Genomic DNA, 13,192 nt, shown 5'->3' on the forward strand with positions numbered 1-13,192 from the left:
GCGTGATATTGGTCGCGAGCATCCATTTCACGGTGTTGAACTCGCCTTTCAGCAAAGCGAACTCATGCTGACGTCGCTGTTCTTCGAGTCGAAATTAGCGACGACCTCCGCGGCCTTGCGCGCTTTCTCCTCGCTCGCGCCGGCCTCTCGAAGGGCGTCGTAGATTTCCGTGACGATCGTGCTCATGACCCGACTCTAACATGGAGTTCGTGGAGGAGGTAGCAAGTTCGACAATCCCCTCACCCTCCCTGCCGCGGCGTGACGATCTCGATCGTATCGTCCTCGACCAGCAGCGTCTCGCCGCGATCCTTGCTGCGCACGAATTCCTGATTCACCGCCGTCGCGACGGTCTGCTCGCTAAAGCCCAATTCCTCGATGAGGCGTTCCAATGTGGGCGCCTCGATCTCGAGCGTCTGCCCATTCACCCTGATTCGCATTCATGACCTCCGGGAAGATATCGCCCGTGAAGAGAAAACGCGCGACGCGGCGCGCCAGCGCCGGCGCCAGAAGAAATCCATGCCGATAGAGCCCGTTCACATAGAGCGTCCGGCCCTGGCGCGAAATGCGCGGCAGATTGTCCGGGAAGGCCGGCCGCACGTCCGAGCCCGTCTCGACGATCTCCGCCTCGGCGAAAGCGGGATGAATGGCGAAAGCCGAATTGACCAGCTCGACGATGGAGCGCGCCGTGACTCGGGAGCGCTCCTCATTCTCGATCATCGTCGCGCCGACCATGAACACGCCCTCCCCGCGCGGCACCACATAGACCGGATGGCGCGGATGCAACATTCGGACGGGGCGGGACAATTCGATCTCCTCGCTGCGCAGCACGAGCATCTCGCCCTTGACGCCGCGCAGCTCCGCCAGCTCGCCGCGCGCGGCAAAGCCGCGGCAATCGACGATCCAATCCGCCTGTGGGACAGAATCGGCGCAGAGCCGGATGCGGACATTGTCCATTGTCTGCAAACGTTCGAACAGCGCCGCCATCGCCGCGCGCGGCTCGAGATGCGCCTCCTGCGGAAAATAGAGCCCGCCCGAGAAACGCCCGGCCAGCGCCGGCTCGAGCGCCGCGAGGCCATCCGCGTCCAGCCGCTCGAACCGCCGGGTGCGGCGGGAGAATTCAGTCAGCTCGGCGCGGTCGCGCGGCGGCGCGACGACGAGGCTGCCGGCGACTTTCGCGACAGGAATGTCCTTGGTCCAGAAGGCGAGCGCCTCCTCGCCGAGCGTCGCCACAATCGGCTCGGCGCTTTGCAGCTCGCACCAGGGCGCGATCATGCCGCCGGCGTAATGCGAGCAGCCGCGGCCCGGCTCCGCCGCTTTCTCGATCAGCTCGACCTCAGCGCCATGCGGCGCGCCGGCGCGGGCGATCTCGAAAGCCGCGGTCAGGCCGGCGACGCCGGCGCCGATCACGCCGATCAGCATCGATGCGGCCCGATAGGGCCGAGGAATATCAGGAACATGCGGCCTCCCTACGCCAGCGCGAACTGGATCAGGTTCGAAGGGTCGCCGAGCCGCTTTTTAAAAAAGCTATTCGGCCTCTCAGCCTCTTGCCACGCGCAAAGCGCGCCAGCGGCGAGGCTCCCCTGGGCGAGACCGAGATTTGCGCAGGAACGGCGGCGCGTCAAGCGGGGCCGCGATGGCTTTGCAGTAAGGAGGCCGGCCGTCGTCATTGCGAGCGAAGCGAAACAATCCAGAGCCGGGGGCGGCCCCTGGATCGCTTCGTCGCTGCGCTCCTCGCGATGACAGCGCTACTCCTGCGGGGCGCGGGCGGTGATCGTCAGAGCATGAACGCGCGTCGCCAGCTCCTCGGCGAGCAGCGTGTTGACGATGCGATGCCGCTCGACGAGCCTCTTGCCCGCGAACGCCTCGCTCACCACCTCGACTCGAAAATGGCTTTCGCCATCCTGGTGGTGGCCGCCATGCCCGGCGTGCTTGTCAGACTCGTCGATCACCTTCAAGGTGACGGGCGCGAGCCCTTCGGTCAGCTTCGAACGGATGCGGGCCTGGACGGCGCCGATATTGCCTTGCTCGGCCATAGTGGAATCCTCCTCGTCGCCTCGGTCCAAGCAAAATTCCCGCCGATTGAAATTGACGTCGGGTTCCGCTTGCAGCCTGCGGCCAGTCTACCATAATGCAGCGCCATGGATTTGAATTCGCCCCTCTTCGATCGTATCCGCGTGAAGCCCGAGCAGAGGCAGGAGCGCCGCGAAACTCGTTTTCGCTGCGACGCCCCCGGCTGCGAGGCCGAGGGAGCCCATCGCGCGCCCATGGGACGGCTGCGCGAGGGGCAATATTTCTGCTTCTGCCTGGAGCACGTGCGGGAATATAATAATTCATACAATTACTTCAACGGAATGAGCGACGAGGACGTCGCCCGTTACCTGAAGGACGACGCCACCACCGGCCATCGCCCCACCTGGTCCATGGGCGTGAAGCGCGGACAGGCCTCCTTCCGCGAGGACCCGCTGCGGCCCGACAATTTCGCCGATCCTATGGGCCTCTACCGGCAGCGGGCGCATCGCGCCCGGCCGCAGGCGGAGGCCAGCCCGCGCTATTCGGCGGTGACGATCAAGGCGCTGAATGCTCTCGGTCTCGATGAGACCGCCGGTGCGGAGGCGATAAAGACGCGCTATAAGGAGCTCGTCAAACGTCACCATCCCGACGCCAATGGCGGAGATCGCTCCTGCGAGGAAAGACTGCGGGAGATCATTCACGCATATAAGACGTTGCGGGCCGCCAAGCTCGTTTGAACAAGCGTTTGACCAGGCCTTGCCGGCGCGAATGTCGCGAGCGCGCGTCGGCGAAACGGAGGATCAATGTCAACCCCAAGCGACAAAGCGGCCGGGTCCGCGCCCCTGCCGGACCTCAAAGTCTCCGTGCGCCAGCTGTTCGGCATCGACTCCGATCTCGAGGTTCCCGCCTATTCCGAGCGGACCGAGCATGTCCCGGACAAGGATCCCGACTATCTCTTCGACCGCGAGACGACGCTCGCCATTCTCGCCGGTTTCGCCCGCAACCGCCGCGTCATGGTCACGGGCTATCACGGCACCGGCAAATCGACGCATATCGAGCAGGTCGCCGCGCGGCTCAACTGGCCTTGCGTGCGCGTCAATCTCGACAGCCATGTCTCGCGCATCGATCTCGTCGGCAAGGACGCGATCGTGCTGAAGGACGGCAAGCAGGTCACGGAGTTCCGCGACGGCATTCTGCCCTGGGCGCTCCAGCACAATATCGCGCTCTGCTTCGACGAATATGACGCCGGCCGTCCGGATGTGATGTTCGTCATTCAGCGCGTGCTGGAAGTCTCCGGCCGGCTGACGCTGCTCGATCAGAACCGCGTCATTCGTCCGCATCCCGCCTTCCGCCTGTTCGCCACCGCCAATACGGTGGGCCTCGGCGACACATCCGGCCTCTATCACGGCACGCAGCAGATCAATCAGGGCCAGATGGACCGCTGGTCCATCGTCTCGACGCTCAATTATCTGCCGCATGACGCGGAGACCAATATCGTGCTCGCCAAGGTGAAGAGCTTCAATGCGACCAAGGAAGGCCGCGACGCCATCAATAAGATGGTGCGCGTCGCCGACCTCTCGCGCAACGCCTTCATGTCCGGCGATCTCTCCACGGTGATGAGCCCGCGCACGGTCATCACCTGGGCGGAGAATTCCGAGATATTCGGCGATGTGGGCTTCGCCTTCCGGCTCACCTTCCTGAACAAATGCGACGAGCTCGAGCGTCCGCTCGTCGCAGAGTTCTACCAGCGCTGCTTCGGCAAGGAATTGCCCGAGAGCGCGGTGAATGTGGTGATGTCCTGAACAGCGCTTTTCCGTCATTGCGAGGAGCGTAGCGACGAAGCAATCCAGGGCCGCCCCACGGCTCTGGATTGCTTCGCTTCGCTCGCAATGACGGAAAAAGCATCGCGCCTGATCGCAGTCAGCGCTTCTTTCCATCCCGCGCCAGCAAATCTGGCCGCCTCGCGCGCGTCAGCTCGAGCGCGCGCTCATGGCGCCAGCGCGCGATCTTGGCGTGATCGCCGCAGAGCAGAATGTCGGGAATAGCGCGGCCCTCGAAATCACGCGGCCGCGTATATTGCGGATATTCGAGCAGACCGCTCTCGAAGCTCTCCTCCTCGCCCGAGGCCGACTCGCCCATTATGCCCGGCAATAGCCGCACGCAGGCGTCGACGAGCGCCATGGCCGCGATCTCGCCGCCCGAGAGCACATAATCGCCGATCGAGACTTCCTCCAGCGCGCGCGCCTCGATGATGCGCTCGTCCACGCCCTCGAAGCGTCCGCAGAGGATGATCGCGCCCTCGCCTTCGACCAGCGCGCGCACGCGGCTCTGCGTCAGCGGCGCGCCGCGCGGGCTCATCAGCAAGCGCGGTCTCGCATCGCCTTCCGGCGCGGCCGCGTCGATCGCCGCGGCGAGAACATCGGCGCGCATCACCATGCCGGGACCGCCGCCGGCGGGCGTGTCGTCGACAGCGCGATGACGGCCGAGGCCATGCTCGCGAATATTGCGAGCCTCGAGCGACCAGAGCCCGCGCGACAGCCCGTCGCCCGCGAGCGACAGGCCGAGCGGACCGGGGAACATTTCCGGGAAGAGTGTGAGGATCGTCGCGCGCCACATGGGGCGGGTTATGGCATGGGGGCGCGGGGCGGGAAAGGCGGCGCGCTTTCGCCTACGATAGTTACGAGCTAGAGTTTCTCTCGCGGGCGCTCACCGCCGCGAAAGGCCGATATGTCGCCGACGCTGTTTCGCCAAAGAGGATATCGGTTCTATTTCTTCTCGCGTGAGGAGCCGAGGGCGCATGTTCATGTCTACCACCCTGACGGCGAAGCCAAGTTCTGGATGGAGCCGGAAATCGCGTTGGCGCGCAATCAGGGGCTGTCGGCCCAGGCCTTGCTGGAAATCGAGATCATGATCCGAGAGCATGAAAAGGAGATCAGAGATGCCTGGCGTCGACACTTCCCCGGTTGAAGTCTCGGGTGTGACGAAGCTCGGCGTCTGGCTGCGGCTGGACGATGAGCAGCTCTTCATGCCTTTCGACCAGTTTCCGTGGTTCCGCACGGCCGCGGTCTCGCAGATATTCGAAGTGGAACGGCTAAATCCGCAACATCTCTATTGGCCCGAGCTGGATGTCGATCTGCATGTCGACTCCATTCGCCACCCCGAAAATTTTCCGCTGGTGGCGCAGCCGCCGCGATGAGGACGGCTATCCCTCTTCCCCTGAAGGCGCATCGCCCTCGATCTCGAGCGGCGGCTCCACCACCACGCGGCCGCCGGCCAGATCGACGATCGGAACCACGGCCTTGGTGAAGGGGAAGAGCAGCGTCTCGCCGCCGGCGGGCGGACGCACTTCCAACAGATCGCTCGCGCCGAAATTGCGCACGGCGATCACCACGCCGAGCGTCTCGCCGGCGGGCGTTTCCGCGCGCAGACCTTCGAGATCGGCGAGATAGAATTCGTCTTCCTCCGGCTCCGGCAGCGCCGCACGCGGAAGATAGAGCTCGACGCCCGTCAGCGCCGCCGCCGCCTCGCGGTCGCGCACGCCCTCGAGACGCGCGACGAACATGTCCTTGCCGATCGGCCGCAGCGCGGCGATGACGAAACGGCGCGCGCCGCCGGCGTCGAACAAGGGACCGTATGTGGAGATCGCCGAAGGATCGGCGGTGAAGCTCTGCAGGCGGATTTCGCCGCGCACGCCATGCGCGGCGCCGAGCCGGCCGAGGAGTACGGCGTTTTTCATGCGGCGCAGAAAGCGAGCCCGAAGGCTCGCGGTCCAAGACACGCAGAGGACCGCGAGCCTTCAGGCTCGCATCGCGAAAGCGACGAAGCGCTCCAGAGGCCGCAGCGCGGCCCCCGATCGCTTCGCTTCGCTCGCAAGGACGACGTCATCAGGCCGAGGCGGCCTCGGCGGCGGCGGCCGCAGCGGCGGCGCGCTCCTGCGCCTTCTTCTTCGGCTGGGCCTTCTGCGGATTATTATGCGCCTCGCGCTTGCCGACGCCGACGCTCTCGAGCAGACGGGCGACGCGATCGGTCGCCTGCGCGCCCTTGGCGATCCACTCCTTCGCCTTCTCGGCGTCGAGCACGAGACGATCGGCGGCGTCCTTCGGCTTCAGCGGATCGAAAGTGCCGAGACGCTCGATGAAGCGGCCATCGCGGGGCGAGCGCGAATCGGCGACGACGACGCGATAGAAAGGACGCTTCTTGGCGCCGCCGCGGGAGAGTCTGATCTTCAGGGACATTTGGTTCTTCCTTTGTGAGCGAGTAGCGAGTAGCGAATAGCGAGTAGCGTGAGCGAACTATTCGCTACTCCCTATTCGCTATCCGCCCCTTCATTTCTTCTTCCCGAACGGATTCAATCCGCTCAGGAAACCTCCGCCGCCGCCGAGCCCGGGCAGGGTCGGCTTGGCGGAGAATGCGGAAGCCGGCGGCGCAGCGGGAATGCTGGGGCCGGCGCCGGGCGGCAGGCCGCCGCCCATCTTTTTCTGCAATTGCGCGAGCTGCTCCGGCGAAGGCGCCTGCATCCCGCCCATGCCCATCATCTGCGCGGCCTTGGCCATCATGCCGCCGCCCTTGCCGCCGCCCATGGCCTTCATCATGTCGGCCATCTGGCGATGCTGCTTCAGCAGCTTGTTGATGTCCTCCACCTTCGCGCCGGAGCCCGCCGATATGCGGCGCTTGCGCGAGGCTTTGAGAATGTCGGGATTGCGCCGCTCCTTGGGCGTCATCGACAGAATGATCGCGCGCTGGCGCTTGAACATCTTGTCGTCGATGTTCGCGGAGGCGATCTGCTCCTTCATCTTGGCGACGCCGGGGAGCAGCCCCATTATGCCGCCGAAGCCGCCGACCTTCTCCATCATGGCGAGCTGATCGGCCAAATCCTGCAGATCGAACTTGCCTTTCGCCATGCGCTCGGCGGCGCGCTGCGCTTGCTCCTGATCGACCGCCGCGGCGGCTTTCTCCACCAGCGCCACAATGTCGCCCATGCCGAGAATGCGATTGGCGATGCGCTGCGGCGAGAATTCGTCGAGCGCATCCATCTTCTCGCCGGTGGCGATCAGCTTGATCGGCTTGCCGGTGACGGCGCGCATCGAGAGCGCCGCGCCGCCGCGGCCATCGCCATCGACGCGCGTCAGCACAATGCCGGTCAGGCCGACGCGATCGTCGAAATTCTTGGCAAGATTGACCGCGTCCTGACCGGTCAGCGCATCGACGACGAGCAATATCTCATGCGGCTTGGAGACGGCCTTGATCTGCGCCATCTCCTCCATCAGCGGCTCGTCTATGTGTGTGCGGCCCGCCGTGTCGAGCATCACCACATCATAGCCTTCGCGCCGGGCCGTCTCCTCGGCGCGCTTGGCGATCTTCACCGGGTCCTGGCCCGGCACGATCGACAGAGTGTCGACCTCCACCTGCCGGCCGAGAATGGCGAGCTGCTCCTGCGCGGCCGGGCGCTTCACGTCCAGCGAGGCCATCAGCACGCGCTTGCCGTGGCGCTCTTTCAGGCGCTTGGCGATCTTGGCGGCGGTCGTCGTCTTGCCGGCGCCCTGCAGGCCGACCAGCATGATGGCGACTGGCGGCGCGGCGTCGAGGTCGATCGGCTGCGCGGTCGAGCCCAGAGTCTCGACCATGACGTCATTGACGATCTTGACGACCATCTGGCCGGGCGAGACCGACTTCACCACATTGGCGCCGACGGCCTTGGCCTGCACGCTGTCGGTGAATGTGCGCACGACATCGAGCGCGACATCCGCCTCGAGCAGAGCGCGGCGGACCTCGCGCAGAGCCTCGGCGACATCGGCGTCCGAAAGGGCGCCGCGCCGCGTGAGCTTGTCGAATATGCCGGAGAGCTTGTCGGAAAGGCCCTCGAACATGCGGTTCTCCCAGGGAGCGAGTAGCGAATAGGAAGTAGCGAGTAGAGCCGAAGCTCGATCTCTTCGCTACTGCCTATTCGCCACGCGCCCGTCCAAAGCAAAGCGCGCCCGGGGGCGCTCAGCGCTGCCGGACGTTGGCCCTACGCCTCTTGGGCGAATGGGCGGGTCATAGGTCATCTCTGACGAGATTGGCGCGTTTTTAGGCGCTGGGGGCCGGGAAGTCAACGCGGCGCGTGGCGGGCGTTCCACCCTCCCCTTCAGGGGGAGGGTCGGCCGGCCATAGCCCGGCGCTCGCGACGGGCGTTCTTTCAGAACGCCCTACGGCCGGACGGGGTGGGGTGCAACGCCCCAGACTCGGGGGTTCACCCCCTCCCGATCGCCTTCGGCGCTCGACCTCCCCCCTCGAGGGGGAGGTGGAAACGCCCTTCCCGTTTATCTCGTGCGCGAGGGCTACGAATTAGGATTATCATCCCCCCACGCCGAAGCGCCCGGCGCCTCGCGGCGGCGGGGGAGGAAGGGCGGTTCGGGACGCTCCGGCCCCTTTCGGCCGCAGCGCGAAGAGATATTCATCGGTTCCGGAGCGTCCCGAAACGCGGCTTCGCCTTCTCGTCGACGTCCCGAGGCGTTTTCGGACCCGCGAATCCTGGGTTTTCACATTCAGGACCCGATCGCTTCCGAATGCCTGGGATCACGGAACGGCTCTCGCTCTCCCTATGGACGGGAGAGAAACGCCGGTCCGGCGACGCGCCGCCTGTCCAGGGACGGGGGTCGCCGTCCCGGATGGAGCCGGCCCCCGCCCGCGTTCCACGACCCGAGGAACGCGCCCTTGCGTCGGCGGGAGCGAGTGGGGTATAGGAATATTTTCAGGATATGTCAAGAGCCCGACAACGGGGAGATTCGGCTTCTGGACCCGATGCAGACTTCTGCACTTGCTTGACCACTGGGGTTGTGTTGGTTATCGGCATACATACTGAGCGGCTTACAACATATGGTTGAGACAAAACCTGATGGGACGGTCAAGGGATAGCGAGCCTACAAAGCCCAATGAGCCTGATAGGTCATCGGCAAAATTGTCATCGCCGTTTAGACTGGAGGCGATATACGAAGATCTTTCTTTAATATTCACATCGAGCCGTGTTAAAGATGCCTCATCGGCTGATGTCGTCATAGCAGTTGATACAAATGTATTACTTCTTCCCTACACGATCAGAAAAGAAGGCCTACCAACTCTTCAGGAATTATATATAAAGCTTAGAGCTGAAAAGCGCTTATTCCTACCAGCTCGCGTTGCCCGAGAGTTTATCGGAAACCGAGATAAAAAGCTCGCAGAGCTCCTAAAAACCCTAAGCGACATCAAGTCACGCATCAATATCGGCGAAACAAAACTGTCACCTATACTTGAAGGCGTTGAAGGAAGCGAGCAGCTAGCGATTGCTAGCAAAGCCTTATCGAGCGCCAAGGAGCAGTACACCGCAGCAATTGGACTTCTTGAGGACAAAGTTAGATCGTGGAACGGCGACGACCCCGTTACAAATATCTACTCAATGGTTTTCGATTCCGAAAATATTATTGTATCATCTCAAGATAATGAAGAGATTCTCAAAGAATGGGAGTTTAGACTAACTGAACAAATCCCGCCCGGTTATAAAGACAGCGCCAAGTCGGATACAGGTATAGGTGACTTCCTTATCTGGAAGTCACTACTCTACCTCGCGGGGAAAGAAAAAAAAGACCTTATCTTCGTGACAGGCGAAGAGAAGGCCGATTGGTTTGTTCGAGTGAACGGCGGCGGCGCTTATCCGAGGCCAGAGCTCATTGCCGAGTATCGGAAATTCTCGGGCGGCAAGAATATACGCTTGGCTAGCTTTCATGACGTCCTTCGAGAGATGGCAGTCTCACAAGAACTCGTGTCTGAGGTTGAGCATGCTGAAAACACCGCAAATAACGCTATTCGCAGCGAAACGAACGAAAATGCTAGTATTATGGCGCGTAATACATTTACATTTATTTGTTTTAATATTCGATACGGCGGCGACAATATAACATTTATTGATGATTGTTTAGTATTTACTTTCAACGTATCTGAACGTAGCGTAGGTTCACTATGGGTTTATCCGAACAATACGATTTCGTTCCGCGAAATTTGCGCTGGAAATGTGAGCGAATCAATTTCGATCGATGGGCTGCAGCCTATTCAGGGAAATTTCGCTGTAAAGATGGGTGAGATAATTTGTGCTCAAGATGCTCACGGTAATACTCTCATTGCAAAATTGATCAGCGCGAACCTGCCCAAGCCTAACGAGCAGTTCCTGATATCGTTTGCCTATGCAATTTATCGGAACGGTAGCGACATTTTTGTCCTATGAGCAGGAAAATAGCGGCTCTTGGCCCATCGGCGAAATTCAAGCCGACGCGCTACCCGCCATCGGATAGAGATATAGCGAGACCTTTCCGCTGGCGCGCCGGGACCAGCCCGGCCATGACGGCGCGGGGGCGAGGAGAATGACGGCGTGGGGGATGACGTCGCCGGGGCGAGGAGGATAGGCGCATTCGATGCGCTGTCGCGGGCCGCGGGGCGAAAAACTTGCCCCGAATCCATGGCCCGGGGGTTTCCTCTTTCGAAAAAACATGAAATCGCTCTCATTCTAAAATTCGCCGACGCGAGGGCCTTCCCCTTGCGTCTCGAACTGCGCCCGAAAGGGACCGCGCCCGGAAGTGGGAAAGACGATGGCTGAGACAGAAGAATTGCCCCCGCGCGAAGCTATGGATTACGACGTCGTGATCGTCGGAGCCGGCCCGGCCGGCCTCTCCGCCGCGATCCGCCTCAAGCAGATTTCGCCCGATCTCTCGGTCGTCGTCATCGAGAAGGGCTCGGAGCCCGGCGCGCATATTCTCTCCGGCGCGGTCATCGATCCGATCGGCCTCGACCGCCTGCTGCCGGACTGGCGCAGCCGCGACGACGCGCCGCTGAAGACGAAAGTGACCAGCGACGACATGCTCTGGCTGACCTCGACCAGCGCCGTCACCATCCCGCATGTCGTCAATCCCAAGCTCATGAGCAATGAGGGCAAGTTCATCGGCTCACTCGCCAGCGTCGTGCGCTTTCTGGCGCAGGAGGCGGAGGGGCTCGGCGTCGAGATTTATCCGGGCTTCGCCGGCGCCGAGCTGCTCTATGGCGAAAAGGGCGAGGTGCTCGGCGTCGCCACGGGCGATATGGGCGTCGGCCGCGACGGCGCGCCCAAGGACAGCTTTACCCGCGGCATGGAGCTGCGCGGCAAATATACGCTGATCGCGGAAGGCGCGCGCGGCTCGCTGGCCAAGGAGCTCTTGAAGAAATACGCGCTCGACGCGAACAGCGAGCCGCAGAAATTCAGCATCGGCCTCAAGGAGCTGTGGCGCATCCCCAAGGAGAAGCACCGCCCCGGCCATATGCAGCATTCGGTCGGCTGGCCGCTCGCCGACGACACGGGCGGCGGCTCCTTCCTCTATCATTTCGACGAGGATCTCGTTTCGGTCGGCTTCGTCGTCTATCTCAACTATTCCAATCCGACGCTCTCGCCCTTCGACGAGTTCCAGCGCTTCAAGGCGCATCCGTCCATCGCCCCGGTGCTGGAAGGCGGGCAGCGCCTCGCCTATGGCGCGCGCGCGCTGACCTCGGGCGGCTGGCAGAGCGTGCCGAAGCTGACCTTCCCCGGCGGCGCGCTGATCGGCTGCTCGGCCGGCTTCATGAATGTCCCGCGCATAAAGGGCTCGCACAACGCCGTGCTGTCCGGCATTCTCGCCGCCGATCATGTGGCGGCGGCGCTGGCGGAAGGCCGCGCGCATGACGAGGTCGCGGCCTATGACGCCGCCTGGCGCACGAGCGACATCGGCAAGGATTTGAAGCCGGTCCGCAATGTGAAGCCGCTGCTCTCGAAATTCGGGACGAAGCTCGGCATTGCGCTCGGCGGCTTCGACATGTGGACGAATGAGCTGTTCGGCTTCTCGATCTTCGGCACGCTGAAGCATGGCAAGCCGGATTACGCCTGCCTGAAGCCGCTCTCGCAGGTGACGCCGATCGTCTATCCGAAGCTCACCAGCAAAGTGGTCTTCGACAAGCTCTCCTCTGTGTTCGTCTCCAACACGAACCATGAGGAGGATCAGCCCTGCCATCTGACGCTTCGCGATCCGTCGATCCCGATCGAGAAGAATCTGCCGATCTATGGCGAGCCGGCGCGGCTCTATTGCCCGGCGGGCGTGTATGAAGTGGTCTATGCGGAGGAGGCGACGAAGAGCGATCCGCGCTTCGTCATCAACGCGCAGAATTGCGTGCACTGCAAGACTTGCGACATCAAGGACCCGGCGCAGAATATCAATTGGGTTCCGCCGGAGGGCGGCGGCGGGCCGAATTATCCGAATATGTGAGCGGGCGCCTCACGATTGTGACCCTTATCGCTTATCGCTGCGCGCGTGACGGCTGAAATCGTCGCGCGCGCGACGCGGCGCGCCGTTTCCTCCAGACAATTCGAGCGACAATGTTTTTCATCCTGTCCAAGATCGGCGAATTCTTCCTCGCGCCTTTGCATGTCGGCGTTTTCCTCGCCGCCGTCGGCGTGGCGCTCTCCTTCACGCGCTTCGCCGCCAAGGGGCGCATTGTGGCGGCGCTCGGCGTGGCGACTCTGCTGCTGCTGTGCTTCACCTCGCTCGGCGATCTGATGCTCTATCCGCTGGAGAACCGCTTTCCGCAGGTCGCCGAAGATGCGCCGGCGCCGGATGGAATCGTCGTTCTCGGCGGCGCGATCGACGAGAATCTGAGCCGCCTGCGCGGCGGCGCGGCGATGACCGAGGCGGGCGAGCGCGTGACGGCGATGGTCGAGCTCGCGCGCCGCTATCCGGCGGCCAAGCTGCTCTTCGCCGGCGGCTCCGGCAGGCTGTTCGGCGCCGCCGGCTCGGAGGCCGAGATCGTCGGGCGGCTGCTTCCGCGGCTCGGCGTCGAGCCGGGGCGCATCATCCTCGAGGACAGCTCGCGCAATACATGGGAAAACGCCGTCAATGCGCTGGCGCTGGCGCGGCCCGCGCCCGGCGAGCGCTGGCTGCTCGTCACCTCGGCGAGCCATATGCCGCGCTCCATGGGGATTTTCCGCCGCGTCGGATTCCCTGTCGTCGCCTATCCGGTCAATTATCACACGGGCCTGCGCCTGCCGCTCGGCCTGCGCTCGCACGCCTCCGACCAGCTGAAGCTCGTCGACACAGCGACGCATGAATGGGTGGGCCTCGTCGCCTATCGGCTGACCGGCAAGACGGATGCGCTGTTTCCGCAGCCTCGAGAGTAACGG

General features: G+C 63.2%; 15 protein-coding genes and 1 riboswitch. Of the genes, 7 read left to right on the plus strand and 8 right to left on the minus strand.

The annotated features are described in order from the left end of the window. Positions 1 to 48: 48 nt before the first annotated feature. The 4 genes from A1351_RS24245 to A1351_RS00205 all read right to left on the minus strand — a co-directional run bounded on the left by A1351_RS24245 (position 49) and on the right by A1351_RS00205 (position 2,033). A complete protein-coding gene (locus tag A1351_RS24245) occupies positions 49 to 186 on the minus strand; it encodes a hypothetical protein (RefSeq protein ID WP_157096014.1) in 138 nt (45 codons plus the stop codon). A 53-nt stretch (positions 187 to 239) separates the two neighbouring features. Then, the gene (thiS, locus tag A1351_RS00195; protein ID WP_245267409.1) at positions 240 to 389 is read right to left on the minus strand and encodes a sulfur carrier protein ThiS; all 150 of its coding nucleotides are present in this window, start codon (positions 387 to 389) and stop codon (positions 240 to 242) included. Further along, positions 358 to 1,419: an FAD-dependent oxidoreductase gene (locus tag A1351_RS00200; protein ID WP_064031851.1), complete on the minus strand. Its 1,062-nt coding sequence runs from the start codon at positions 1,417 to 1,419 to the stop codon at positions 358 to 360. Before A1351_RS00200 ends, thiS begins: the two co-directional genes overlap by 32 nt. A gap of 27 nt (positions 1,420 to 1,446) precedes the next feature. After that, positions 1,447 to 1,592: riboswitch (TPP riboswitch) on the minus strand. 153 nt (positions 1,593 to 1,745) lie between these two features. Then, positions 1,746 to 2,033, minus strand: a complete 288-nt coding sequence (locus tag A1351_RS00205; protein WP_024881269.1) for a BolA family transcriptional regulator — start codon at positions 2,031 to 2,033, stop codon at positions 1,746 to 1,748. Between the two features lie 105 nt (positions 2,034 to 2,138). On the opposite strand from A1351_RS00205, the gene A1351_RS00210 reads away from it, so the two are divergent. Continuing rightward, positions 2,139 to 2,747: a J domain-containing protein gene (locus A1351_RS00210; RefSeq protein WP_024881270.1), complete on the plus strand. Its 609-nt coding sequence runs from the start codon at positions 2,139 to 2,141 to the stop codon at positions 2,745 to 2,747. A 66-nt stretch (positions 2,748 to 2,813) separates the two neighbouring features. Continuing rightward, positions 2,814 to 3,812 carry a cobaltochelatase subunit CobS gene (gene cobS / locus A1351_RS00215; RefSeq protein WP_018267775.1) on the plus strand — a complete coding sequence of 333 codons (999 nt, stop codon included), beginning with the start codon at positions 2,814 to 2,816 and terminating at the stop codon, positions 3,810 to 3,812. A 118-nt stretch (positions 3,813 to 3,930) separates the two neighbouring features. On the opposite strand, the gene trmD is transcribed toward cobS, so the two are convergent. Further along, entirely contained in the window at positions 3,931 to 4,626 is a 696-nt protein-coding gene (gene trmD, locus A1351_RS00220; protein ID WP_064031852.1) for a tRNA (guanosine(37)-N1)-methyltransferase TrmD, read from the minus strand. A gap of 111 nt (positions 4,627 to 4,737) precedes the next feature. Between trmD and A1351_RS00225 the strand changes: the two genes are divergently transcribed. Both A1351_RS00225 and A1351_RS00230 read left to right on the plus strand, forming a co-directional pair. Next, a complete protein-coding gene (locus tag A1351_RS00225; RefSeq protein ID WP_064031853.1) occupies positions 4,738 to 4,977 on the plus strand; it encodes a DUF4160 domain-containing protein in 240 nt (79 codons plus the stop codon). Continuing rightward, complete coding sequence (locus tag A1351_RS00230; protein WP_024881272.1) at positions 4,949 to 5,206, plus strand: DUF2442 domain-containing protein; 258 nt, start codon at positions 4,949 to 4,951, stop codon at positions 5,204 to 5,206. The genes A1351_RS00225 and A1351_RS00230 overlap by 29 nt, the downstream gene beginning before the upstream one ends. Before the next feature lie 6 nt (positions 5,207 to 5,212). Here A1351_RS00230 and rimM read toward each other — a convergent pair whose 3' ends face one another. From rimM to ffh, 3 genes are all read right to left on the minus strand, one after another. Beyond that, positions 5,213 to 5,746 (minus strand): ribosome maturation factor RimM, encoded by a 534-nt coding sequence (rimM, locus tag A1351_RS00235; protein WP_064031854.1) that lies wholly within the window; start codon positions 5,744 to 5,746, stop codon positions 5,213 to 5,215. Positions 5,747 to 5,894: 148 nt separating this feature from the next. Continuing rightward, on the minus strand, positions 5,895 to 6,245 hold the full coding sequence (gene rpsP / locus A1351_RS00240) for a 30S ribosomal protein S16 (protein ID WP_064031855.1): 351 nt from the start codon (positions 6,243 to 6,245) through the stop codon (positions 5,895 to 5,897). 90 nt (positions 6,246 to 6,335) lie between these two features. Next, positions 6,336 to 7,877 (minus strand): signal recognition particle protein, encoded by a 1,542-nt coding sequence (gene ffh / locus A1351_RS00245; protein ID WP_064031856.1) that lies wholly within the window; start codon positions 7,875 to 7,877, stop codon positions 6,336 to 6,338. Positions 7,878 to 8,947: 1,070 nt separating this feature from the next. Between ffh and A1351_RS24250 the strand changes: the two genes are divergently transcribed. The 3 genes from A1351_RS24250 (at position 8,948) to A1351_RS00255 (ending at position 13,189) form a co-directional block, all read left to right on the plus strand. Next, positions 8,948 to 10,243 (plus strand): PIN-like domain-containing protein, encoded by a 1,296-nt coding sequence (locus A1351_RS24250; RefSeq protein WP_157096015.1) that lies wholly within the window; start codon positions 8,948 to 8,950, stop codon positions 10,241 to 10,243. Positions 10,244 to 10,604: 361 nt separating this feature from the next. Continuing rightward, the gene (locus A1351_RS00250; RefSeq protein WP_064031876.1) at positions 10,605 to 12,281 is read left to right on the plus strand and encodes an electron transfer flavoprotein-ubiquinone oxidoreductase; all 1,677 of its coding nucleotides are present in this window, start codon (positions 10,605 to 10,607) and stop codon (positions 12,279 to 12,281) included. 110 nt (positions 12,282 to 12,391) lie between these two features. Continuing rightward, entirely contained in the window at positions 12,392 to 13,189 is a 798-nt protein-coding gene (locus tag A1351_RS00255; RefSeq protein ID WP_064031857.1) for a YdcF family protein, read from the plus strand. The last annotated feature ends 3 nt before the right edge of the window (positions 13,190 to 13,192 follow it).

The organism is Methylosinus sp. R-45379, assembly GCF_001644125.1.
GTDB lineage: Bacteria > Pseudomonadota > Alphaproteobacteria > Rhizobiales > Beijerinckiaceae > Methylosinus.

What these genes read in the sequence shown, in the direction of transcription:
- cobS (WP_018267775.1), top strand. Translation starts at nt 2,814, where the DNA reads ATGTCAACCCCAAGCGACAAAGCGGCCGGGTCCGCGCCCCTGCCGGAC.
- A1351_RS00230 (WP_024881272.1), top strand. Translation starts at nt 4,949, where the DNA reads ATGCCTGGCGTCGACACTTCCCCGGTTGAAGTCTCGGGTGTGACGAAG.
- A1351_RS00200 (WP_064031851.1), bottom strand. Translation starts at nt 1,419, where the DNA reads ATGCTGATCGGCGTGATCGGCGCCGGCGTCGCCGGCCTGACCGCGGCT.
- rpsP (WP_064031855.1), bottom strand. Translation starts at nt 6,245, where the DNA reads ATGTCCCTGAAGATCAGACTCTCCCGCGGCGGCGCCAAGAAGCGTCCT.
- A1351_RS00250 (WP_064031876.1), top strand. Translation starts at nt 10,605, where the DNA reads ATGGCTGAGACAGAAGAATTGCCCCCGCGCGAAGCTATGGATTACGAC.
- ffh (WP_064031856.1), bottom strand. Translation starts at nt 7,877, where the DNA reads ATGTTCGAGGGCCTTTCCGACAAGCTCTCCGGCATATTCGACAAGCTC.
- A1351_RS00255 (WP_064031857.1), top strand. Translation starts at nt 12,392, where the DNA reads ATGTTTTTCATCCTGTCCAAGATCGGCGAATTCTTCCTCGCGCCTTTG.
- A1351_RS24245 (WP_157096014.1), bottom strand. Translation starts at nt 186, where the DNA reads ATGAGCACGATCGTCACGGAAATCTACGACGCCCTTCGAGAGGCCGGC.
- A1351_RS00225 (WP_064031853.1), top strand. Translation starts at nt 4,738, where the DNA reads ATGTCGCCGACGCTGTTTCGCCAAAGAGGATATCGGTTCTATTTCTTC.
- rimM (WP_064031854.1), bottom strand. Translation starts at nt 5,746, where the DNA reads ATGAAAAACGCCGTACTCCTCGGCCGGCTCGGCGCCGCGCATGGCGTG.
- trmD (WP_064031852.1), bottom strand. Translation starts at nt 4,626, where the DNA reads ATGTGGCGCGCGACGATCCTCACACTCTTCCCGGAAATGTTCCCCGGT.
- A1351_RS00205 (WP_024881269.1), bottom strand. Translation starts at nt 2,033, where the DNA reads ATGGCCGAGCAAGGCAATATCGGCGCCGTCCAGGCCCGCATCCGTTCG.
- A1351_RS00210 (WP_024881270.1), top strand. Translation starts at nt 2,139, where the DNA reads ATGGATTTGAATTCGCCCCTCTTCGATCGTATCCGCGTGAAGCCCGAG.